The sequence below is a fragment of the Caballeronia novacaledonica genome, from assembly GCF_900258035.1.
Classification (GTDB): Bacteria; Pseudomonadota; Gammaproteobacteria; order Burkholderiales; family Burkholderiaceae; genus Caballeronia; species Caballeronia novacaledonica.
In genome coordinates, this window is the sequence record NZ_OGTP01000040.1 from 12,123 (window position 1) to 34,389 (window position 22,267).

The window sequence follows — 22,267 nt, forward strand, 5'->3', positions numbered from 1 at the left end:
CATGGCGACACGAACGAAGCGGCTGTCGATCACTTGCGGCGACGCACGCGCGCCGGCGCGTCCGCGCGCCGCGCTCGCCATGTTCGTGGCCGTGGCGCTCGCCGGATGCGCGGGCACGCCGCCCGCGCCCGTCGCGCGAGACGACCGGCCCGCGTCGATGACGTCATCGCCGAACGACGACGACGCGCGCATGGTCAGCACGATTGGCCCCGAGCCCGGCATCGCGAATCCGATGCCGGCGAGCCCGTCGGCATCGATCGTCGACAAGGCGACGCCTTTCGCGACGAAGAACGCGCTCTACACGCCCGTGCCCTTTTCGAGCCTGCCCGGCTGGGGCGCCGACAACGTCGCCGAATCCTGGGACGCGTTCCGGCGCAGTTGCGGCGTGCTGGGCGGCAAGCCGGCGTGGGCCGCGCCGTGCGCGGCGTCGCGCAATATCGCCGCGACGAACAGCGCCGCCATCCGCCGCTTCTTTGAGGACAACTTTACGGTCTATCAGATACGCAACGTCGACAAGTCCGCGCGCGGCGTGCTGACCGGCTATTACGAGCCGATCCTGAAGGGCAGCCGGGAGCGGCGCCCGCCGTTCGTCTATCCCGTCTATGGCGTGCCGACCGACATGCTGTTCCTCGACGCGCGGCGTCTGCCGCCGGGCGCGCGCGGGACGCCCGTTCCGGCGCGCATCGAAGGGCGCAATGTCGTGCCGCTTTCCACCGTGTCGATGAGCGGCAAGACTTACACGCTGCGCGTCGGCGACACGATGCCGGACATCCGCGACAAGAAGCTGAGACTGCGCCGCGACGGCGCGGATATCGTGCCCTACTACTCCCGCGCGGAGATCGAGCGGGGTTTGAGCAAGGCGCCCGTTCTCGCCTATGTGGAAGACCCCGCGATGCTCTATTCTATGCAGTTACAGGGCGCCGGAAAGATCGTGCTGCCGGACGGCAAAACCGTCATCCGGCTCGCCTATGCAGAGCAGAACGGTTTCGCGTTCAATCCGCCGATCGCGAGTGCGGGAACGAAGGGTCGCAAAATTCTGGTGCGGGGCGTCGAGATCGATCTGGAAGAAGGCACCGTGAGCACGCAGAACACCCAAAATAATGCCGACGAAGCGCCCCAGTCCTCGCTATTGCGCGGCGCGCAAGACCCGGCTCCCGCCGCGTCGAACGGCGACGCCGGGTCCGCGCCCGAATCGCCGCTGCTGCGCGGCTTCAATCTCGCGAAGAGCGCCGCCGCGCATCCGTCGCGCGTGAGCGCGCCATCGGCGGGTTCGTCCGCCGCGCCTGCGCCCGCGCCGTCGCTCGCGGGCGCCGCGCCGATCGGCTATACCTTCGCGGCGTCGGACCCGAGCTACGTGTTCTTCCGCACGATCCCCGATTCGCCCGCCGGCCCTATCGGCGCACTCGGCGTGCCGCTTTCCGCGGGACGCTCGGCGGCCATCGATCCGCGCACGACGCCGCTCGGCGCGCCGGTTTTCATCAACGCGAGCGAGGGTTCGGGCGGCTCCGTCACGCGTCTTCTGATGGCGCAGGACGCGGGCGGCGCGATACGCGGCGCCGTGCGCGCCGATTACTTCTTCGGCACCGGGCCGCAGGCGCAGCAGCAGGCGAGCCGGATGAAGCAGCCCGCGCAGATGTGGGTGCTCTTGCCCAAAGGACTCCGGATTTCCGCGAAAGAAACCGGCGTGCGCGTGCGCGGCGGACCCATGATGCCGAGCGCCGATTGCGTCGTGAGCGATCCGGAGCTGTGCGTCGACGATACACAATGAGAAGCGCGCGCTGAACGCGTCCTAGCGGGAGAGAACATGAGGTTTCTCGTCGCCGATGACCACGAACTGATCCGCCAGGCCGTCAAGTCGCTGTTGCGCGGAATCGATCCCGACGCGCAGTTCGACGAAGCCGACACTTGGGAAACGCTCGCCGCCGCCGCGCGCCCGGAAGCGAACCACGATCTCGCGATCGTCGATCTGCATATGTCCGGCATGGCGAGCGCGTCGTCGCTGACGGCGCTATTGAAGGCGAATCCGGCGTTGCCGCTCGTGGTGCTGTCGGCGGAAGAATCCGTCGACGAGATGCGCGCCGTGCTCGCCGCCGGCGCGCTCGGCTTCGTGCCCAAGCGCGAGCCGGCCAACGTGATGGTCAAGGCGATCGAGCTCGTGCTGTCCGGCGGCGCGTATGTGCCGATCGAAGCGCTGAGCCTCATCGACCCGACGCCCGCGCGGCTCGCCCGCCAGAGCGCCGCCGAGCGCGCGCGTCCCATCACGCATGCAACGGCCGCGCTCGCGCCGCATCATCTACATTTGATGGAAAACCTGTCGCCGCGCCAGCGCGAAATCATGCGGCTCGTGCATCGCGGCTGCACGAACAAGATGATCGCGCGCGAACTGCAAGTGGCCGAAGGCACGGTGAAAGTGCATCTCTCCGTGATCTTTCGCGCGCTCGGCGTGCATAACCGGTCGTCGGCGATCGCGCTCATCAACGGCTGGCTGCAAGGCGGACGCACGCTCTGAGCGATGCGCGCGGCTCACGCCGCCTCGTCTTGCCCGTGCGGCTGGAGCAGCATGTCGAGCGTGCGGCGCAGGCGCGTCGGCGTCACCGGCTTGTGCAGGATCGGCAAGCCTTCGGCCGCGAGCGCCGCGAGTCCGGGCGACGCCATGTCGCCGGTAATCACGACGCTCACCGGCTTGCCGTGGCCGCGCCGCCGCAACGCTTCGCGCACCGCCTGAAGCACCTCGGCGCCGGTCTCGTGGCGATCGATCTGGTAGTCGCACAAGAGCGCGTCGGGCACGAAGCCGTCGGAGATCGCGCGCACGGCGGCCAGTTCGTCGCGGCAGCCGCGCACGATGCAGCCCCAGCGCGTCAGCAGCGCGCCGAGCGCGTCGAGATTCGCGGGATCGTCGTCGACGCACAGAATGCGGCGTCCTTCGATGCATCCGCCCGCCGACGGCGGCGCGCACAGGCTCGACGTGATGAGGCTCGCATCGCCGAAGCGGACCGGCACGCGAATGGTCGTGCCGCGGCCGGGCTCCGAGCGCAGCGTCGGTTCGCCGCCGAGCAGGCGCGTGAGACGCCGCACCGTCGCGAGCCCGAGACCGTGACCCTGGCGTGCGCCATGCTGCGGCAGCGGCGCCTGATAGAAGTCCTCGAAAACCAGCGCATGCTCGTGCGACTCGATGCCGATGCCCGAATCGCGCACTTCGACATGACAGCGCTCGGGATCGCAGCCGTGCCGCACGCCGATCCAGATCGAGCCGCGCTCGGTGTATCGCACGGCGTTCGACACCAGATTGCCGATCACGCGTTCGAGCAGCACAGGGTCCGTGAACGCGACGCACCGCGTGGGCGCGATGCGCAGCGCCAGCCCTTTCTCGGCGGCGGCGGGCCGGAATTGCCGGTCGATGCGCGCGAGCAGTTCGGAAAGCCGGAAGTGCTGCGGAATGACCTGCGTCACGCCGCTTTCGATGCGCGCGAGATCCAGCACCTGATTGAAGAGCTGATTCAACGCCTCGACATTGGCGATGATGTGCTGCGCGGCTTCATCGCGTTCCTGCGCGCTGGCGCCGCTTTCGCTGAGCGCCTGCGCGAGCAGTCCGATCGCGTGCAGCGGCTGGCGCAGGTCATGACTCGCGGCCGCGAAAAAGCGCGTCTTCGCACGGCTCGCTTCCTCGATCACGCTTTTCTGAATGGCGATGGTTTCCGCCTGCCGCTCCTGATGCAAGCGCGCCTCGACGATGCCCCGAAAGAGTCCGCGATACTGCGACCCGAACACGTGCACGGCGGCGACGAACACCGCGAGCACGACGCCCAGCTCGAAGCGGCCGTGATCGGGCCAGGTCAGGCTCATGACCGTGACGGGCAGAAGCAGCGTGAGCACCGCGCCCGACAGGTTGAGCAGATTCAGTCCGTTCGAAACGAAAGCGAGCGCGGCCAGCGTGACGAGCAGAACGGCCTGCGCGGCGACGAGCGCGGCCGATTCGCTTCGGAACGCGAAACAGATGGCGATGCCGGGCGCCGCGTGCAGCAGCACGTTGCGCAACGCGTGCAGACGGATCCAGCGGCGGGCATCGAAACGCAGCGGATCGCGCTGTCGCCAGTGCCAGAGACAAATCGCGAAACAGTTCGCAATGCCATAAAAAATCATGCACCAGAACACGGGCTGCCCCGGACGCGCGTCCGGCAGACAGGACGCGCCCAGCAGCGCAATGGAACACGCGTGCGCGATGAACGCGACGGGATCCGCCGCGTAGAGCGCGTTCGCGAGATCCTCGTCGATCTCGCCATGCTCACGATCGCCTTGCATCGGTCATCCTTTGTGCGTTGTTTGCTTCGGGTGACGTCAGGCATCAGGCGGACGTGGCGAGGCTGCGGCGGCCCGGCCGCTCGCGCGATTCCACTGGTCCTCTGCTTGACCGGTTTACCCAAAAGTTTAGTCAACGGATATGACTAATTCCATATTGGTCGTTCCATAGGAGAAAACCATACTCATCACGTTGCCACCTATCTGAGGGGATTGACAACGTGGAGACCTTGACAATGATTCCCGTCCCCGAGACGGGCGCGCCTTCGATGCTCACCGACCTGTGGCGCAGGCGCACGCAACTGTCGCAGGACGAAATGGCGTCCATCTACAAGCTCGTGAAGGGTGCGTTGCGCAGCTATCATCCGCCCGAGCTGCAGTCGCTCAAGGAGGACAAGGAGGAACTGGTCGCGCAGTTCATCTATTCGAAAGTGCTGCGGCTCGAACCGGGACACGGCGAATCGCACGCGAGCGAGCAGAGCGCGCCGTCGAGCGGCTACGCCGTATGCACGTATTTCAGGCGCTTTCTGATCGATTGCTTGCGCAGCGCGAGCTATCAGCGCGACGTGTCGATGGAGCTCGACGGCATCGTGCAGCAAGTCGACGAGCGCGCGCACGCCGTCGACGATCCGGTCGAATCCGTGCTGATGCAATACGGGCTCGACGAAGCGCGCGTGCGGCGTCTCGCGCGCGCCTTCATCGACGATCTCGACAAATACGAGCAACTCGTGCTCGCGGGCACGCTCGGCTGGTGTTCGGGCGACAAAGGCGGCCTCTTCGGGCTGGCGACGCGGCATCACATCCCTTCGTACCACTATCGGGCGGTGAGGCTCGGCGTCACGCTCAAGAAGTCGGCGCAAAGCGCGGATTTCGCCGCGACGAAGATCGGCCGATGGATCGGCGGCGTGCTCGGCATCGCGATCAGCGCGGAGAATCAGTCCGCCATTCTGCTCGTGCTCAATCTGCTGGCGGTGGAGTCGAGTCAGAGCGTGCCTGCGTGAGCGGCGCACGCTTCGCATCGCGGCCGACCGTGGCGGTACGGTCGGCCGTCGCGGCGCATTTCAAACCGCCACGCCGAGCCGTGACAGCGCAAATCGAAACGCGAAGAAGCAAACGGACGACAACAACGGCAAACCCATCGCCACCGATCCGTACCGAAGCCCTGCAAAACAGAGCAGAAAGCGCAGGCGCGACCCGGCGTCCAGGGCAACGCCGATCATATGTTTGAACGGGATCATTTCCTTTCCACCACGACTTCGAGATATTCACTAGGCAACACGAGCGTTTGATCGCCGGAGCGATTGCGGCTCTCGATGAGCGCCATCAGTTCACCGAGAAACGCAGCTTGCCGCTCGCCTTCGAGCGCGGCGAACGCCTTGTTCATCGGGCCATAGTAGGTACGGAATACATCGACGAAATGCTCCGCCGACCGGTAACGGAACACGAATTCGCGCTTCGTCGTGCCGATGCGCGCGGCCCCGCCGCCCAGCAGTTCCGCGATACGCGGCTCCGTGCCCCACAGCGCCGGTGACTTCACGCCCGCCGGCGGCGTAATGTATTTGCCGATCGTCTTGAAGACCTGTCCGATGAAACTCTCCGGCGTCCAGTTCGCGAGCCCGATCTTTCCGCCGGGCCTGCACACGCGCATGAGTTCGCTCGCCGCCTGCTCCTGATTCGGCGTGAACATCACGCCAAACGTCGACATCACCACATCGAACGACGCATCCGCAAAAGGCAGTGCTTCGGCATCCGCTTCCTGGAACTGCACGGCGAGCCCTTCGGCTTCGGCGCGCGCGCGGCCCGCGTCGAGCAGCGAGGAAACGTAGTCGGTGGACATGACATCGCAATAGCGTCGGGCGGCGGCGAGCGTCGCGTTGCCATTGCCCGCGGCGACATCGAGGACGCGGCTGCCGGAGCGCAAGTCGAGCGCCTCGCAAAGATTCTCTCCGACGATCTGCAACGTCGTGCCAACGACGGCATAGTTGCCCGTCGACCAGGCGGCTTGCTGACGGACCTTGACGGCGGCGAGATCGGCGGCGGGCGAAAATGCGGTATCGGCTGCGTACATGACATGACTCCTGATAGACAAGATGGCAGCGTGGCGAGATCGTGTGTTCGCACTGCCGGTTTTCGGATTGCTACGGAACAACTCGAACTACTCGGCGATGCGCACGCCCGACCCGCCCATATCCTTCGGCAAGTCCTTCATCTTCGGCAGACCGTCTTTTATCGGCAGCTTCGATTCCGTGTAGTGAACATGCACGCATGGCTCATACGGGAAGTCGACGATGACGGCGGCATAGACATCGGTCAGTCCCAGACCCGGATGCTCGGTGAAGAGATGACCGCCGCAGACCCTGCACCACTTTCGATAGCTGTGCTCGGTCTTGTTGTAAGTGCCGATATGGTCCGCCCCGTGCGTGATGCTCACGGCATCGGGCTTCCAGAGCGTGAAGGCGTTCACGGGACCGGCGGACCAGCGCCGGCACGATTCGCAATGGCAATAGCCCACGCCTTCGGGCTTGCCGCTCACGATGAACTTCACTGCGCCGCAAAAACACTGGCAACGGTAAGTAGCTGCATCATTCATTTATCGACCCCTCGTTAGTGTGGGTTGGCGAACGGTCCAACTGCGCTTAACCTTGCGTCACCGATGTTTCGCGTGGATGCCAGTATCGGCGCGCGGATCGCTTCTTTGAATGACCGAGCGTCCAGATGTTTTGCGCGGGACGCCGAAAACTGGGATAGGTCATGGATGCTCTTTCCGACGTTCTTCGTCTGTTGCGTCTCAGCGGTGCGGTCTATCTGAACGGCGACTTCGCGGCGCCGTGGTGCGTAGTCGGCCAGGTTTCGCCCGCAATGTGCGCGACGTTCCTGCCGCGCGCCGAGCGCGTCGTGTCGTATCACCTCATTCTGGAAGGAAGCTGCTGGGCCGCGCTGACCGACGATCCCGCGTCGGCCATTCGCGTCGATGCCGGAGAACTGCTCGTCGTGCCGCAAGGCGAAGCGCATCTGATGGGCAGTTCGCTCGACCTCGTACCGACGCCCGCCGAGGAACTGGTGTCGCGATATCTGGCCACCTCGCCGGGCGAAGTCATGCGGCTGAGCGTCGGAGCCGGGGGCGCGGATCAGGAAAACGGGCGCACGCGCATCGTCTGCGGCTTTCTCGCTTGCGACGACATGCTCGTCAATCCCGTGCTCGCTTCACTGCCGCGCCTCTTCAAGATCGACATGCGTCACGATCCGCAATCCGCGTGGCTCGAATCGTCGCTGAGATTTGCGGTGACGGAAGCGGCCGAGTGGCGTCCCGGCAGCGCGACCGTGCTCGCGCGGCTCTCGGAACTGCTTTTCGTGGAAGCGGTGCGGCGGTGCATCGGTTCCATGCCGGAGGATCGCCGTGGCTGGCTCGCGGGCGTCGGCGACCGGTTCGTCGGCAAGGCGCTCGCGCTGCTGCACGCGCAGCCCGGTCACGACTGGACCGTCGACGAACTCGCGCGCCGTGTCGGTCTGTCGCGTTCCGCGCTCGCGCAGCGCTTCACGCAGTTGCTCGGTCAGGCGCCGATGCAATATCTCTCATGCTGGCGTCTGCAAGTGGCCGCGCAGGATCTGCTGTCCGGACCGCGCCCGATCGCGGCAGTGGCCGAACGCGTGGGCTACGAATCGGAGGCGGCGTTCAATCGGGCGTTCAAGCGCCAGTTCGGCATGCCGCCCGCAACCTGGCGGCGCAGCCAGGGACGCGTGGTGAACGACGAAGCCTTCGCGAATAGCGACGCGAATGAAGAAGCGTGCGCGTCACTCACCGCGGCGACGAATTTGAATAGTCGTCCGGAACATCGTTTGAACGACGTTGCGTGAACTTGGGCCAGCGTTGGACCGCTATCTGATCCCGACGAGCCTGTAACCCACCGCCGTCTCCGTGAGAATGTGCTCGGGTTGCGCCGGGTCCTTCTCCAGCTTCTGGCGAAGATGGCCCATATAGACGCGCAGATAGTGCGCGTTGTCGACCTGCTCCGGTCCCCACACATCGCGCAGCAATTGCCGATGCGTGAGCACGCGCCCGGCGTGTCGCATCAGCACCGTGAGCAAGCGATATTCCGTGGGCGTGAGTCGAACCGGCTGCCCTGCGCGCGTGACTTCCCGCCTGGCGAGGTCCACGGCGACGTCGCCGAACGATACGGCAGGCGCTTCGTCCTGCGAGCGCACGCTGCGGCGCAATTGCGCGCGCACGCGTGCAAGCAGCTCGGACACGCCGAAAGGCTTCGTGAGATAGTCGTCCGCGCCGGCGTCGAGGGCTTCGACCTTCACGGCTTCGCTCGTGCGCGCGGAGAGCACGATCACCGGCACCTGCGTCCAGCCGCGCAATTCGCGGATCACGTCGATGCCATCGGTATCGGGCAGGCCGAGATCGAGCACGACGAGATCCGGTTGCCGCGTCGCGATCTCGCGCAATCCCGCCCGGCCCGTCTCCGCTTCGACGACCGCGAGTTCGTGCGATTCCAGCGTCGATCGCACGAAGCGCCGGATCGGCGGATCGTCCTCGACGATCAGCACCGTATGCGCAATCTCACTCATGGTCTCGTCTCGCGGGTTCATTGTCCGATACGGGCTGTTCGTCCGCCGGCACGTCGAGCGCCGGCGGCGTGCCGTCCACGGGCAACGTGAACCAGAATCGCGCCCCGGCGACACGGCCATCCTCGATGCGATTCTCCGCGCCGATCTGCCCGCCATGCGCTTCGACGATCGCGCGGCAAATCGCGAGGCCCAGCCCCACGCCGGACTGCGCGGACTCCTTCTCGCCGCGCGTGAACTTCTCGAAAAGACGCGTCTGCAAGGCGGGCTGGATGCCCGGCCCGCGATCGTCGATAGAAACGCGCACGAACCGTTCTCCGGAAAGCTCTTCCTCGCGCGCGGAAATCTGGATGTCGGTGCCTTTCGGCGTGTACTTCGCGACGTTCTCCAGCAGATTGGCGAAGAGGCGGTCCATGAGCACGGCGTCGAGTTGCAGGAGCGGCAGCTCGGGCGGAATGCGCGTCTGCACGCGGCGGCCCGCGAGCGTCCGCTTCAGTCCCGCGAGCGCGGCGCCGACGGTTTCCTCCAGCATCGACCATTGGCGGTTCAGCCGGATCGCGCCCGCCTGCAGCCGCGCCATGTCGAGCAGATTGGTGACGAGACCGCTCATGCGCAGCGCTTCCTCGTGGATCGCGTGAACGAGTTCCCGAGAGCGGGCGACGCCCTGCTCTTCCAGAATGGAAGCGAAGCCGACGATCGACGTCAGCGGCGTGCGCAGATCGTGCGAAATGGCCGACAGAAGCGAATTGCGCATGCGCTCCGATTCCATGTTGACGAGCGCGTCCTGCGCGATCTCGACATAGTGAACGCGCTCGATCGCCAGCGCGATCTGCGCCGCGAAAGTTTCGATCATGCGCTGCTGCTCGGGGACGGCGAGATCGGACGTGCGCTGCGGCGCGAACGCCAGGACGCCGCGCGTGCGCATCGGCGCCTTGAGCGGCAGATACAGCGCCTGCGCGGCGGGCAGGGTGTCGGTGCCGAGACCCGCGGGCTTCTGCTGGTCGTAGACCCATTGCGCGATATCGAAATCCAGCGCCGATTTATCGATCGTCGTCGCCGGGCTCGCCTCCGCCACCTTCTGCTGGACCTTTTCCGCGCTGTCCGGCAGGAGAATCGCCGCTTTCGCCTGGAAGACTTCCGCGATGTGCCGCGTGCCGATCTCGATGATCTGCTCGGTCATCAGCGCGGCGGCGAGTTCCTTCGTCATCGCGTACATGGCGCCGGTGCGCCGTTCGCGTTGCGACGCGATGCGCGCCTCGCGCCGCAGGCTCGACGTCAGATGGCTGATCGTGAGCGAGGTCAGCAGCATGACCGCGAACGTCAAAAGGTACTGCGTGTCGCCGACCGAGAACGACATGACCGGCGCCACGAAGAAGAAATCGAACGCCGCGACCGACAGGAACGAGAGCATCACGCCCGGTCCGCGTCCGAGGCGCACGGCCGCGAAGATCACGCCGAGCAGATACAGCATCACGAGATTGGTCAGCGCGATGCGCTGCGCGAAAAGCGCACTCGCGACGAGCGTGATCGCGGCGCCGATCGCGAGCGCGAAAACGTAAGCGCGCGGCGGCGAATGCATGCCGTCCCGCAGCGCATCGAACGTGAGCGCGGAGCGTGGCTGGCCTTCGCGCGCGCCGGTCGAGACGAGCGTCACGTCGATATCCGCAGCCTGCCGCATGATGCGCTCGCTCACCGGCCGGTCGAAGACGCGCCGCCAGCCTTGCGTCATCGACGCGCTCGCCACCAGCTTCGACACATTGCGCATGCGCGCATAGTCGATGAGCGTCGCGGCGGCATCGGCGCCATCGAGCGTGACGGTTTCGGCGCCGAGTTCGGAGGCGAGCTTGAGCGCATCGAGCGTGCGGCGCCGGTGCTCGTCGGAGAGCCGCTGCAGCTTCGGCGTCTCTACATAGACGGCGAGCCAGTCGGCCTTGAGCGCCGCCGCGAGCCGCGCCGCCGCGCGCACGAGCGCCGCGCTTTCCGGACCGGGACCGACGCACGCGATCAGACGCTCGCGCGCCCGCCAGATGCGCTCGATCGACTGGTCGGCGCGGTACTCGCGCATCTGCGCATCGACGCGGTCGGCGGTGCGGCGCAGCGCGAGTTCGCGCAACGCGATCAGGTTGCCCTTGCGAAAGAAGTTGCGCACCGCGTGCTCGGCCTGCGTCGGCAGATAGACCTTGCCGTCGCGCAGACGGTCGAGCAGTTCTTCCGGCGGCAGATCGACGAGCGTGACTTCATCGGCGAGATCGAACACGCGATCCGGCACCGTCTCCCAGACGCGAATGCCCGTGATGCGCCCGACGATGTCGTTCAGGCTTTCGAGGTGCTGGACGTTGACGGTCGTATAGACGTCGATGCCCGCGTCGAGCAGTTCGTGAACGTCCTGCCAGCGCTTCATGTGGCGCGAGCCCTGCACGTTCGAGTGCGCAAGCTCGTCTACGAGAATCAGCTCCGGCTTGCGTGCGAGCGCCGCGTCGAGATCGAACTCCGCGAGCAGCCGCCCGCGATACTCGATGCGCGCCGCGGGCAGCGTGTCGAGCCCGTCGAGCAGCGCGAGCGTCTCCTTGCGGCCGTGCGTTTCGACCACGCCGACGACGACATCCACGCCTTCGTCCAGACGGCGGCGCGCGGCCTGCAGCATCGCAAAGGTCTTGCCGACGCCCGCCGACGCGCCGAAGAACACCTTCAGCCGCCCGCGCTGGCGCTTCTCCTCTTCGCGCTGGAGCTTGTCGAGCAGTTCGTCGGGATCGGGCCGCGTCATCGTCGTCGCCTGTTTCTTCAAGTACGCGCCGCGTCGAGCGCCAGATTGAGCTTCAGCACGTTCACGCGCGGCTCGCCGAGCACGCCGAACTGCCGGCCGCGCGTGGCCTCCTCGACGAGCGCTTCGACCTGCGCGGCCGTCATGCCGCGCGCCTTCGCCACACGCGCCACCTGATACTGCGCCGCCGCCGGACTGATCTCCGGATCGAGGCCGCTGGCGGAGGACGTTACCAGATCGACCGGCACCGGCGCCGCGTTGTCCGGATCGGCGGCGTGGAGCGCCTCGATGCGCCCCTTGATCTCATCGGCGAGCGCGGGATTGGTCGGCCCGAGATTCGAGCCGCTGGAACTGCCCGCGTTGTACGGATTCGGCGTCGTCGCGGAGAGACGGCCCCAGAAGTATTGCGGCGCATCGAACTGCTGTCCGATGATCTCCGAGCCGACCGCCTTGCCGTCGCGCTCGATCAGACTGCCGTTCGCCCGATGCGAAAAAGCCGTCTGCCCGATCGCGGTCACGACCGCAGGATAAACCAGTCCCGTCACCACCGTCAGCGCGGCGAACAGGACGATCGCGGGGCGCAAAATCGTTTTCATGATGTTTAACTCCAGCCGAGTGCGGCAATGGTCATATCGATGAGCTTGATGAACGGGAACGGCAGAACGATGCCGCCGAGACCGTAGACCAGCAGGTTGCGGCGCAGAAGCGAAGCGGCGCCCAGCGCGCGATACTTCACGCCCTTCAGCGCGAGCGGAATCAGGAACACGATGATCAGCGCGTTGAAGATCACCGCCGACAGAATCGCCGACGAGGGCGACGCGAGATGCATCACGTCCAGCACGCGCAACTGCGGATACGTCGTCGCAAACGCCGCCGGGATGATCGCGAAGTACTTGGCGACGTCGTTCGCAATCGAGAACGTCGTGAGCGAGCCGCGCGTCATCAGCATCTGCTTGCCGATCTCGACGATCTCGATCAGCTTGGTCGGATTCGAATCGAGATCGACCATGTTGCCCGCTTCCTTCGCGGCCTGCGTGCCGGTGTTCATCGCCACGGCGACGTCGGCCTGGGCGAGCGCGGGCGCGTCGTTGGTGCCGTCGCCGGTCATCGCGACGAGCCGTCCTTCGGCCTGATGCGCGCGGATCGTCGAGAGCTTGGCTTCGGGCGTCGCTTCGGCGAGGAAGTCGTCTACGCCCGCTTCCGCCGCGATCGCCGCCGCCGTGAGGCGGTTGTCGCCGGTCACCATCACCGTCTTGATGCCCATCTTGCGCAGTTCCGCGAAGCGCTCCTTGATGCCGCCCTTCACGATGTCCTTCAGTTCGATCACGCCGAGCGCGCGCACCGCGTCGTTCACGCGCTCCGCCACGACGAGCGGCGTGCTGCCGCGCCGCGCGATTTCATCGACGGCGTTCTGCACTTCCTGCGGAAAACGGCCGCCGCGTTCGTCGATATAGCGCTTCACGGCGTCGGCGGAACCCTTGCGAATCTCGCGGTCGGGCATGTCCACGCCGCTCATGCGCGACTGCGCGGAGAACGCGAGGAACGTCGCCTGCAGTGTCGCCATGTCGCGCTCGCGGATGTTGAAGCGCTGCTTCGCGAGCACGACGATGCTGCGGCCTTCCGGCGTTTCGTCGGCGAGCGAGGCGAGTTGCGCCGCATCGGCGAGATCGCGTTCGGCGATGCCCGGCGCCGCGACGAACATCGACGCCTGACGATTGCCGAGCGTGATCGTGCCGGTCTTGTCGAGCAGCAGCACGTCGACGTCGCCCGCCGCTTCCACCGCGCGGCCGGACGTGGCGATCACGTTCGCCTGCATCATGCGGCTCATGCCCGCGACGCCGATGGCCGAAAGCAGGCCGCCGATGGTCGTCGGAATCAGGCACACGAGCAGCGCGACGAGCGCGGTGATCGTCACGACATGGCCCTGCTTCGCCGCCTCGACGGAGAACATCGAGAACGGCAAGAGCGTGGCCGTCGCGAACAGCAGCACGAGCGTCAGCGCGACGAGCAGGATCGTCAGCGCGATTTCGTTGGGCGTCTTCTGCCGCTTCGCGCCTTCGACCATCGCGATCATGCGGTCGAGAAACGCCTCGCCGGGATTCACGCCCACGCGCACGACGATCCAGTCCGACAGCACGCGCGTGCCGCCCGTCACCGACGAGAAGTCGCCGCCCGATTCGCGGATCACCGGCGCGGATTCGCCCGTGATCGCGGATTCGTCGACGGACGCGACGCCTTCGATCACGTCGCCGTCGGCGGGAATCACGTCGCCCGCTTCGACGAGCACCACGTCGCCTTTACGCAGATCGGTGGATGTCGTGATGCGGATCGGCGATTTCGGATGCGGCTCGTTGAGCTTCTTCGCCATCACGTTGTGCTTCGCCTCACGCAGCGATGCGGCCTGCGCCTTCGAGCGCCCTTCCGCGAGCGCTTCGGCGAAGTTCGCGAAGAGCACCGTGAACCACAGCCACAGCGTGATCGCGAGAATGAAGCCCGCGGGCGCTTCGGCCTGGCCGGCGAGCGCGGCGAGCCACAACACCGTCGTCAGAATGCTGCCGACGTAGACGCAGAACATCACCGGATTGCGCAACTGCGTGCGCGGCGCGAGCTTCCTGAACGAATCGACGATCGCCGGCTTCACGAGCGCCGGGTCGAACATCGAACGTACTGCCGTGCGTGCCTGCCCGAGATTCTCGGGGCGGTGCATCGGCTGTTGATTGAGTTGAGTCATGCTGTCCTCTGATTCAATGGCCTGCGATCATGCTGATGTGCTCGACGATGGGACCGAGCGCGAGCGCGGGCACATACGTGAGCGCGCCGACGAGCAGCAGCGTGCCGAGCAGCAGGACCACGAAGAGCGGACCGTGCGTCGGCAGCGTGCCCGCCGTCACGGCGAGGCGCTTCTTCGCGGCGAGCGAACCGGCGATCGCGAGAATCGGGATGAGCGAGCCGAAGCGGCCGAACCACATCGCGATGCCGAGCATCGAGTTATAGAACGGCGTGTTCACCGAAAGACCCGCGAACGCGCTGCCGTTGTTGTTGGCGGCCGAACTGAACGCGTAGAGAACTTCGGAGAAGCCGTGCGCGCCCGGATTCGCGATGCCCGCCGTGCCCGCCGCGCTCAGAACCGCGACCGACGTGCCCACGAGCACCAGCAGCGGCGTCAGCAGGATAACGATGGACACCATCTTCATCTCGAACGATTCGATCTTCTTGCCGACGTACTCGGGCGTGCGGCCGATCATCAGCCCGGCGACGAACACCGCCAGCAACGCGAACGCGAGCATGCCGTACAAGCCCGAGCCGACGCCGCCGAAGATCACTTCGCCGAGCTGGATCAGGAGCAGCGGCACGAGGCCGCCGAGCGGCGTGAGCGAGTCGTGCATGCTGCTGACCGCGCCGCAGGAAGCCGAGGTCGTCGCGACCGTGAAGATGCCCGACTGCGCGATGCCGAAGCGCGTTTCCTTGCCTTCCATGTTGCCGCCCGCCTGCAACGCGGACGCCTGCGTATCGACGTGCAGCGACGCATAGAGCGGATTGCCCGCCTGCTCCGCCGATATCTCGAACCAGCAGGCGGCGGCGAACGCGATGGTCATCGCCGCGAGCACGGCATAGCCCTGACGCTTGTCGCCGACCGTGCGTCCGAACACGACGCACAGCGCCGCCGGAATGATCAGCATGGCGAGCATCTGCATGAAGTTCGAGAACGGCGTCGGGTTTTCGTACGGATGCGCGGAATTGGTGTTGAAGAAGCCGCCGCCGTTGGTGCCGAGCATCTTGATCGCTTCCTGAGAGGCGACCGGGCCCATCGGCAAGGTCTGCTTGTCGGCCTTGAGCGTTTGCGTGACGGACTTGCCCTGCGCGTCCGTCGATTGCGTCTGATAGCTCGTGACCTGCAGCGTCGATACGTCCTGATACGCCTTGAAGTTCTGGATCGCGCCCTGACTCACGAAGACGAGCGCGAACACGACGGCGAGCGGCGCGAGGATGTAGAGCGTGGTGCGCGTCAGATCGACCCAGAAGTTGCCGATGGTTTGCGCCGAGTGCCGCTTGAAACCGCGAATCAGCGCGATGACCACGGCGATGCCCGTCGCCGCCGAGAAGAAGTTCTGCACGGTGAGGCCGAGCATTTGCGCGAGATAGCCGAGCGTGCTTTCGCCGCCGTAGTCCTGCCAGTTCGTGTTGGTGACGAAGCTGACGGCGGTGTTGAACGCGGCGTCGGGCGTCATTGAGCCGAGGCCTTGCGGATTGGCCGGCAGCATGCCTTGCAGACGCAGGATGGCATACAGCACGAGCGCGCCGAGCACGTTGAAGATCAGCACGGCGAGCGCGTAATGCTTCCACGACATTTCGGCTTCGGGATCGACGCCGGCGATGCGATACAGCACGCGCTCGATCGGACGCCCGATCTTGCGCACGACGATGGACGATCCGTCGAGCACATTCGAGATATAGCGGCCGAGCGGAATGGCGAGTGCGATCAGAACGACGATGTAGATCGCCGTCTGCACGAAGGTATTGGCGTTCATTCGAGATCCTCCGCACGCAGCAGCGCGTACACGAGGTAGACGAAAAGCAGCAGCGTGGAAGCCGCCGCGAGCCACAACATCCAGGCGCTCATGGACGGCCTCCCGTCGCGCGGCGGCTCAGTCGTTCGCAGCCACGCGTGAGCGCCACGCAAAGTCCCCAGAACAGGACGATGCCGGCGAGGTAAATGAAGTCCATCTCTGTGTTCTCCCCTTATGCGGTTCAGGACAGGGTGGAGAATACGAAAACGGACGTAAAGGACTTGGCAAGAGATCCGCGGGAGATATAAAAATGGTGTAAATATTTGGAATGCGACTTCCGCCAGGCGAGTGCCATGACAGACGATTCCGATTCCGATCCCGAGCAGCTAAAAGGCCCCGGCGGAATGACGTTGCGGCAAATTCACGAACAGGTGCAGAAGTCGGTTCAGCGCGACCGCGAAGCGCAGGCCGCGCATGATTTACGTGCGCCGAAATCCCGATGGCAAAGATGGGTACGCTACGTATGGGGCCGCAGCGGGCGCCGCTGACCGCAGTCTTCCATGTCAGCCGTCAGAGCCGCTCCTCAAACGGCGACTTTCGCCTCGAGCTCGGCGATGCGCTTGCGCAGCGCGCGATCTTCCTGAAACCGCGCCGTTTCATCGCGGATGATCGCGACGATGCCGGTCACCTCTCCTTCCGGCGATTTCAATAGCGCGACAGTGAACGCGATCGACATCGAGCGTCCGGTCTTGTCGACGGCGGGCACCTTGAGCAGATCGTGTCCGTAGCGCGTCTCGCCCGTGGACATGGTCTTGTTATAGCCGTCCCAATGACGGCCGCGCAGACGTTCCGGAATGATCAGATCCAGCGACTGTCCCAATGCTTCGCCTGGCGTGAAGCCGAACATGCGTTCGGCCGCCGGATTCCATAACGTGATCGCTCCGTTCGCATCCGAAATGATCACGGCATCGCCGATCGCATTGACGAGTTGCTCGTAATCGATGGTGGGGGTCATGGTGTCATCCGGATCTGGTTTTTCAAGGGGCGCTGCCATTCTGCCGCCAAAACAGAAACGGCAGAAGACAGCGATATCCCTATAACAGTTAAAGCAATTGCGTCAGACGGCGCGCGCTTCCTGCATGTTCGCGACTTGCTCCTTGCTGTAGCCCAACTCGAGCAGCACTTCTTCCGTATGCTCGCCCAGAAGCGGCGAGGCCGTGATTTCCGGCTTCAGGTCCGAGAACTTGATCGGGCTGCCGACCGTAAGATACTTGCCGCGCACCTTATGATCCACCTCGACGATCGAGCCGCTCGCGCGCAACGATTCGTCGTTCGCGAGTTCCTTCATCGTCAGCACCGGCGCGCACGGAATGTCGAACTTGCGCAGGATATCGACGGCTTCGAACTTGGTCTTATCGGCGAGCCATGCTTCGATCGTGTTGAAGATTTCGAAGATATGCGGCTGGCGCGCTTCGGCCGTCATGTAGTGCGGATCTTCGATCCATTCCGGCTTGCCGATCGCGCGGCAGATCGGCGCCCACGCGTGACCCTGAATCGTGAAGTAGATGTACGCGTTCGGATCGGTTTCCCAGCCCTTGCACTTGAGCACCCAGCCCGGCTGTCCGCCGCCGCCGGCATTGCCGCCACGCGGCACGACGTCGCTGAACGTGCCGTGCGGATATTGCGGATATTCCTCCAGATAGCCGACGCGATCCAGACGCTGCTGATCGCGCAGCTTCACGCGGCACAGATTGAGCACGCTGTCCTGCATCGACACCGCGACGCGCTGACCCTTGCCCGTCTGCTGCCGGCCGATGATCGCCGTGAGAATGCCGATCGCGAGATGCATGCCCGTGTTGCTGTCGCCGAGCGCGGCCGCGCTGATGGTCGGCGGGCCGTCCCAGAAACCGGTGGTCGATGCCGCGCCGCCCGCGCATTGCGCGACGTTCTCGTAGACCTTCAGGTCGTCGTAATGGTGACCGTCGCTGAAGCCTTTGACTGACGCCACGATCATCTTCGGATTCAGTTCCCTGATGTTCTCCCACGAAAAGCCCATGCGGTCCAGCGCGCCCGGCCCGAAGTTCTCGACCAGCACGTCCGATTCGCGGATCAGCTTGGTCAGCACTTCCTTGCCTTCGGGCTTTTTCGTATCGAGCGTCAACGAACGCTTGTTGCTGTTGAGCATCGTGAAGTACAGCGCGTCGGCGTCCGGAATGTCGCGCAACTGATTGCGCGTGACATCGCCCGAACCCGGACGCTCGACCTTGATCACGTCCGCCCCGAACCATGCCAGCATTTGCGTACATGCGGGACCGGCCTGCACGTGCGTGAAATCAATGATCTTGATGCCCTTGAGTGGTTTGTCGTTCACGTGAATTCTCCTTGGTGGCTGGTCTCGATTACTTTTTCATCGCCGCGCTTTGCGGATTCAGATTCGTCAGGCGACCGCTCTCCGTGCCGGCCGCTTCATCGATCACTGCGTTGATCAGCGTCGGCTTGCCCGACTTGATCGCTTCCTGCAGTGCGTGCGTGAGTTCTTCGGGCGTCGTCGCGTTGAAGCCGATGCCGCCGAACGCCTCGATCATCTTGTCGTAGCGCGCGTTCTTCACGAACACGGTCGGCGCGACGTCCTTGCCGCCGGTGGGATTCACGTCGGTGCCGCGATACACGCCGTTGTTGTTGAAGACGATGGTGCAAACAGGCAAGTCGTATCGGCAGATGGTTTCGAGTTCCATGCCGCTGAAGCCGAACGCGCTGTCGCCTTCGATCGCGACGACCTGCTGGCCGCTCGTCACCGCCGCGCCGATCGAGAAGCCCATGCCGATGCCCATGATTCCCCACGTGCCCGAATCGAAACGCTTGCGCGGCTCGTACATGTCGATGATGCTGCGCGCATAGTCGAGCGTGTTCGCACCTTCGTTGACGACGTTGATGTCGGGGCGCGTCTTCAATACGTCGCGGATGGCGCGCAGCGCGCTGTGGAAGTTCATCGGCGACGGATTCTTCGCGAGCGTCGCCGCCATCTTTTCGAGGTTCTTGTTCTTGCGCTCGTTGATGGCGCCCGTCCATTCGCCCGACGGCTTCGGGAAGTTCGCGTCGATGCCCGCGACGAGCGCCGACACGCACGAACCGATATCGCCGATCACCGGCGCGGCGATCGCCACGTTGCTGTCGATCTCGGTCGGCGAGATGTCGATCTGCACGAACTGCTTGGGCGCCGCGCCCCAGGTCTTGCCCTTGCCGTGCGCGAGCAGCCAGTTCAGACGCGCGCCGATCAGCATGACGCAATCCGCCTCTTGCAGCACGAACGAGCGCGCCGCCGACGCCGACTGCGCATGCGTGTCCGGCAAGAGACCCTTCGCCATCGACATCGGCAGATACGGAATGCCGCTCTTCTCGACCAGTTCGCGAATCTGCGCGTCGGCCTGCGCGTAAGCCGCGCCCTTGCCGAGCAGGATCAGCGGACGCTTCGCGCTCTTCATCACGTCGAGGGCGCGCTTCACCGAATCCGGCGACGGCAACTGACGCGGCGCGGCATCGACGACCTTGATGAGCGATTGCTGGCCCTTGAGCGCATCCATCGTTTGGGAAAGCAGCTTGGCGGGCAGATCGAGATACACGCCGCCCGGACGGCCCGACACGGCCGCGCGGATCGCACGCGCGATGCCGACGCCGATGTCCTCCGCGTGCAGCACACGGTAAGCCGCCTTCGCATACGGCTTCGCGGCGTTCAACTGGTCCATCTCTTCGTAGTCGCCCTGCTGCAGATCGACGATCTCGCGTTCGCTCGAACCGCTGATCAGGATCATCGGGAAGCAATTGGTGGTCGCGTTGGCGAGCGCGGTCAGTCCGTTCAGGAAGCCTGGCGCCGACACGGTCAGGCAGATGCCCGGCTTCTGCGTCATGTAGCCGGCGATCGCGGCCGCGTTGCCCGCATGCTGCTCGTGGCGAAATCCGATGAAGCGCATGCCTTCCGCCTGCGCAAGCCGCGCGAGGTCGGTAATGGGAATGCCGACGAGGCCGAAGATCGTGTCGATGTCGTTCAGCTTCAGCGCATCGATGACGAGGTGAAAACCATCGGTCATCTGCGGCGCCTTCGCTTCGACGGGTGCCTGTGTTGTTGCCTCGAGTACGTCTGCCATTTGTCTCCTCCTGAGGGCCGGTTATGTGCTGATATACTAGATATCAGATACAGCATTTGTCAAAGCTTTATTTTCGAGTTGTGTACAAAAGATGAAACGGAGGAACAAAGCGAAGCTGATGCAACGTGCGCGCGGTCATCGAGTCGACGACTTGCTGGGCGCATCCATCCAGTCGGCCTGAAAGGGCATGCCGACCGGCTGCTGCGGCGCAGCCTGGGTGATCGTGTTTTCTATCCAGCGCCGGCGCATCGGCGCGAGGACAAACTTGGCGCAGATACCCGCCGCGATCGACGTGATCGCGGTAGCGATGAACACCGCATTCCAGGAACCGAACGACGCCAGCACCGACGCGAGCGGCACCAGCATGGCGGCCGTGCCCTTCGCGGTGTAGAGCGTGCCCGCGTTGGCGGCGGCGTACTTGCTGCCGAAGGTATCGGCGCAGGTCGCAGGGAAGATCGAGAAGATTTCGCCCCAGCACAGGAACGTCAGCGCCGCGAACAGCATGAACATGTACGGGCTCTGACCGAACTGCATCAGCCCGAGCAGCGCGACGCCTTCGCCCAGAAAGATGATGAACATCGTGTTCTCGCGGCCGATCTTGTCCGAGATGAAGCCGCATAGCGGGCGCGTGAAGCCGTTGCAGAGGTTATCGATGGAGAGCGTCATCGCGAGCAGGGGCAACGTCGCGCCGAGCAGGGTCACCGGCATGTTGGCGAAGCCGTATTCCTTCGCGATCGGCCCGAATTGCGCCGTGGCGATGACGCCGCCCGCCGCCACCGCGACGAACATCAGGTAAAGCACCCAGAAGATGGGCGCTCGCACCATTTGCGCGGTCGTGTAGTCGATCTTCGTCGCGACGAGGCGCTTCGCCGGCACGACGTTCGCGGGCGGCTTCGGCCGCACGAGCAACAGCGCGAGCACGAAGATGATCGCGCCTTGCAGGCTGCCGAAGAACATGAACGCGCTTTCGTAGCCGGAGCTCTGGATCATGTTCGAGATCGGGATCACGGTCACGGCGGCGCCCGCGCCGAAGCCCGCCGCCGTCAGGCCCGCCGCGAGACCGCGCTTGTCCGGAAACCACTTGAGCGCCGTGCCGACGCACGTGCCGTACACGCAGCCCGCGCCGATCCCCGCGACCACCGCGGCGATGTACAGATGCATGAGCGTGGTGGCATGGGCGTCGATGATCCAGCCGATCGCCGCGCAGATCGCGCCGCCCATCACCACGGGCCGGGGTCCGAACTTGTCGACGAGCCAGCCCTCGACGGGCACGAGCCATGTCTCCGTGACGATGAAGATCGTGAACGCGGTCTGGATCGCCGCCTGCCCCCAATGGTGCTTGGCGTCCATCGGCATCACGAACAACGTCCACGCGTACTGGAAGTTGGCCACGAGCCCCATGCAGACGATGCCGATCATCAACTGCACCCATCTGTTATGACGACGTCCGTGCGACTGCCCGGCCACCGCCGTATCTGCACTTGCCATGTCTGTCTCCGTTATGTGTCGATGCGCTCGTTCGGCGCCTGATGCGCTGATGTCGCAATTCTTTGCGTGTGCCCGATCCGGGACTCCAGACCGTGCAGAAAACACGGAAGAATCGTGCGCGCGAAAAACGATAAGAGAAAATTAGAAAAAATTTCGATATCGATTGACGATCGTGAATGGATGCCCGTCGCCATTCTTGTTACACCTCTTACCGACGCCCGCAAGTCGCGTTACGAAAGCCTTTCGACGCTGCGGTTATACTCGCGTCGTCTCAAAAACAAACGTACGAACAATGTCGAAACGAATCATTCAGCTTGTTGCCGTCGCGGCGCTCGCGACTGCGGTATCGGTGCCGGCTCTGGCTGGCGACATGAACAATGCGCTCGGCGGCGGACTGGGCGGCGTGGCCGGCGCTGCGCTCGGGGGCGCCGTGGGCGGCAGCACGGGCGCGGTGCTCGGCGGAGCGGTGGGCGGGGGCGCTGGCGGCGCGGAGACGTCGAACC

At 64.9% G+C, this 22,267-nt stretch carries 19 protein-coding genes and 1 pseudogene; 6 read left to right on the forward strand and 14 right to left on the reverse strand.

Annotation, left to right across the window (positions count from 1 at the left end):
* Position 1: 1 nt before the first annotated feature.
* Complete coding sequence (mltA, locus tag NOV72_RS30785; RefSeq protein ID WP_245933224.1) at positions 2 to 1,768, forward strand: murein transglycosylase A; 1,767 nt, start codon at positions 2 to 4, stop codon at positions 1,766 to 1,768.
* A 36-nt stretch (positions 1,769 to 1,804) separates the two neighbouring features.
* Complete coding sequence (locus NOV72_RS30790; protein ID WP_106858289.1) at positions 1,805 to 2,509, forward strand: response regulator transcription factor; 705 nt, start codon at positions 1,805 to 1,807, stop codon at positions 2,507 to 2,509.
* A gap of 14 nt (positions 2,510 to 2,523) precedes the next feature.
* On the opposite strand, the gene NOV72_RS30795 is transcribed toward NOV72_RS30790, so the two are convergent.
* Complete coding sequence (locus tag NOV72_RS30795; RefSeq protein WP_106858290.1) at positions 2,524 to 4,299, reverse strand: ATP-binding response regulator; 1,776 nt, start codon at positions 4,297 to 4,299, stop codon at positions 2,524 to 2,526.
* Between the two features lie 233 nt (positions 4,300 to 4,532).
* Between NOV72_RS30795 and NOV72_RS30800 the strand changes: the two genes are divergently transcribed.
* Positions 4,533 to 5,297 carry a hypothetical protein gene (locus tag NOV72_RS30800; RefSeq protein ID WP_106858291.1) on the forward strand — a complete coding sequence of 255 codons (765 nt, stop codon included), beginning with the start codon at positions 4,533 to 4,535 and terminating at the stop codon, positions 5,295 to 5,297.
* A 60-nt stretch (positions 5,298 to 5,357) separates the two neighbouring features.
* On the opposite strand, the gene NOV72_RS32505 is transcribed toward NOV72_RS30800, so the two are convergent.
* The 3 genes from NOV72_RS32505 to NOV72_RS30810 all read right to left on the reverse strand — a co-directional run bounded on the left by NOV72_RS32505 (position 5,358) and on the right by NOV72_RS30810 (position 6,886).
* Positions 5,358 to 5,534 (reverse strand): hypothetical protein, encoded by a 177-nt coding sequence (locus tag NOV72_RS32505; RefSeq protein ID WP_181291202.1) that lies wholly within the window; start codon positions 5,532 to 5,534, stop codon positions 5,358 to 5,360.
* The gene (locus tag NOV72_RS30805; protein WP_106858292.1) at positions 5,531 to 6,364 is read right to left on the reverse strand and encodes a class I SAM-dependent methyltransferase; all 834 of its coding nucleotides are present in this window, start codon (positions 6,362 to 6,364) and stop codon (positions 5,531 to 5,533) included. The genes NOV72_RS32505 and NOV72_RS30805 overlap by 4 nt, the downstream gene beginning before the upstream one ends.
* Positions 6,365 to 6,451: 87 nt before the next feature.
* Positions 6,452 to 6,886 (reverse strand): GFA family protein, encoded by a 435-nt coding sequence (locus tag NOV72_RS30810; protein WP_106858293.1) that lies wholly within the window; start codon positions 6,884 to 6,886, stop codon positions 6,452 to 6,454.
* A 161-nt stretch (positions 6,887 to 7,047) separates the two neighbouring features.
* On the opposite strand from NOV72_RS30810, the gene NOV72_RS30815 reads away from it, so the two are divergent.
* Complete coding sequence (locus NOV72_RS30815; protein WP_106858294.1) at positions 7,048 to 8,151, forward strand: AraC family transcriptional regulator; 1,104 nt, start codon at positions 7,048 to 7,050, stop codon at positions 8,149 to 8,151.
* A gap of 21 nt (positions 8,152 to 8,172) precedes the next feature.
* Here the strand turns inward: NOV72_RS30815 and kdpE are convergent, their stop codons facing one another.
* The 6 genes from kdpE to kdpF are packed head-to-tail and all read right to left on the reverse strand — an operon-like array spanning position 8,173 to position 16,247.
* Complete coding sequence (gene kdpE, locus NOV72_RS30820; protein WP_106858295.1) at positions 8,173 to 8,868, reverse strand: two-component system response regulator KdpE; 696 nt, start codon at positions 8,866 to 8,868, stop codon at positions 8,173 to 8,175.
* A complete protein-coding gene (locus tag NOV72_RS30825; protein ID WP_106858306.1) occupies positions 8,861 to 11,629 on the reverse strand; it encodes a sensor histidine kinase in 2,769 nt (922 codons plus the stop codon). The genes kdpE and NOV72_RS30825 overlap by 8 nt, the downstream gene beginning before the upstream one ends.
* Before the next feature lie 17 nt (positions 11,630 to 11,646).
* Positions 11,647 to 12,222: a potassium-transporting ATPase subunit KdpC gene (kdpC, locus tag NOV72_RS30830; protein WP_106858296.1), complete on the reverse strand. Its 576-nt coding sequence runs from the start codon at positions 12,220 to 12,222 to the stop codon at positions 11,647 to 11,649.
* A 5-nt stretch (positions 12,223 to 12,227) separates the two neighbouring features.
* The gene (kdpB, locus tag NOV72_RS30835) at positions 12,228 to 14,357 is read right to left on the reverse strand and encodes a potassium-transporting ATPase subunit KdpB (RefSeq protein ID WP_106858297.1); all 2,130 of its coding nucleotides are present in this window, start codon (positions 14,355 to 14,357) and stop codon (positions 12,228 to 12,230) included.
* A gap of 13 nt (positions 14,358 to 14,370) precedes the next feature.
* Complete coding sequence (gene kdpA / locus NOV72_RS30840) at positions 14,371 to 16,155, reverse strand: potassium-transporting ATPase subunit KdpA (protein WP_106858298.1); 1,785 nt, start codon at positions 16,153 to 16,155, stop codon at positions 14,371 to 14,373.
* Positions 16,152 to 16,247 (reverse strand): K(+)-transporting ATPase subunit F, encoded by a 96-nt coding sequence (kdpF, locus tag NOV72_RS30845; RefSeq protein WP_008350504.1) that lies wholly within the window; start codon positions 16,245 to 16,247, stop codon positions 16,152 to 16,154. Before kdpF ends, kdpA begins: the two co-directional genes overlap by 4 nt.
* A 240-nt stretch (positions 16,248 to 16,487) precedes the next feature.
* Between kdpF and NOV72_RS30850 the strand changes: the two genes are divergently transcribed.
* A complete protein-coding gene (locus tag NOV72_RS30850) occupies positions 16,488 to 16,682 on the forward strand; it encodes a hypothetical protein (RefSeq protein ID WP_106858299.1) in 195 nt (64 codons plus the stop codon).
* Positions 16,683 to 16,717: 35 nt separating this feature from the next.
* On the opposite strand, the gene NOV72_RS30855 is transcribed toward NOV72_RS30850, so the two are convergent.
* From NOV72_RS30855 to oxlT, 4 genes are all read right to left on the reverse strand, one after another.
* Entirely contained in the window at positions 16,718 to 17,149 is a 432-nt protein-coding gene (locus tag NOV72_RS30855) for a PAS domain-containing protein (RefSeq protein ID WP_106858300.1), read from the reverse strand.
* Between the two features lie 102 nt (positions 17,150 to 17,251).
* Complete coding sequence (gene frc, locus NOV72_RS30860) at positions 17,252 to 18,505, reverse strand: formyl-CoA transferase (protein WP_106858301.1); 1,254 nt, start codon at positions 18,503 to 18,505, stop codon at positions 17,252 to 17,254.
* Between the two features lie 28 nt (positions 18,506 to 18,533).
* Positions 18,534 to 20,276: an oxalyl-CoA decarboxylase gene (oxc, locus tag NOV72_RS30865; RefSeq protein ID WP_106858302.1), complete on the reverse strand. Its 1,743-nt coding sequence runs from the start codon at positions 20,274 to 20,276 to the stop codon at positions 18,534 to 18,536.
* A gap of 135 nt (positions 20,277 to 20,411) precedes the next feature.
* Positions 20,412 to 21,764, reverse strand: a complete 1,353-nt coding sequence (gene oxlT / locus NOV72_RS30870; protein ID WP_106858303.1) for an oxalate/formate MFS antiporter — start codon at positions 21,762 to 21,764, stop codon at positions 20,412 to 20,414.
* Between the two features lie 292 nt (positions 21,765 to 22,056).
* Between oxlT and NOV72_RS30875 the strand changes: the two are divergent.
* Positions 22,057 to 22,267, forward strand: a pseudogene (locus tag NOV72_RS30875) (hypothetical protein); the annotation flags it as partial.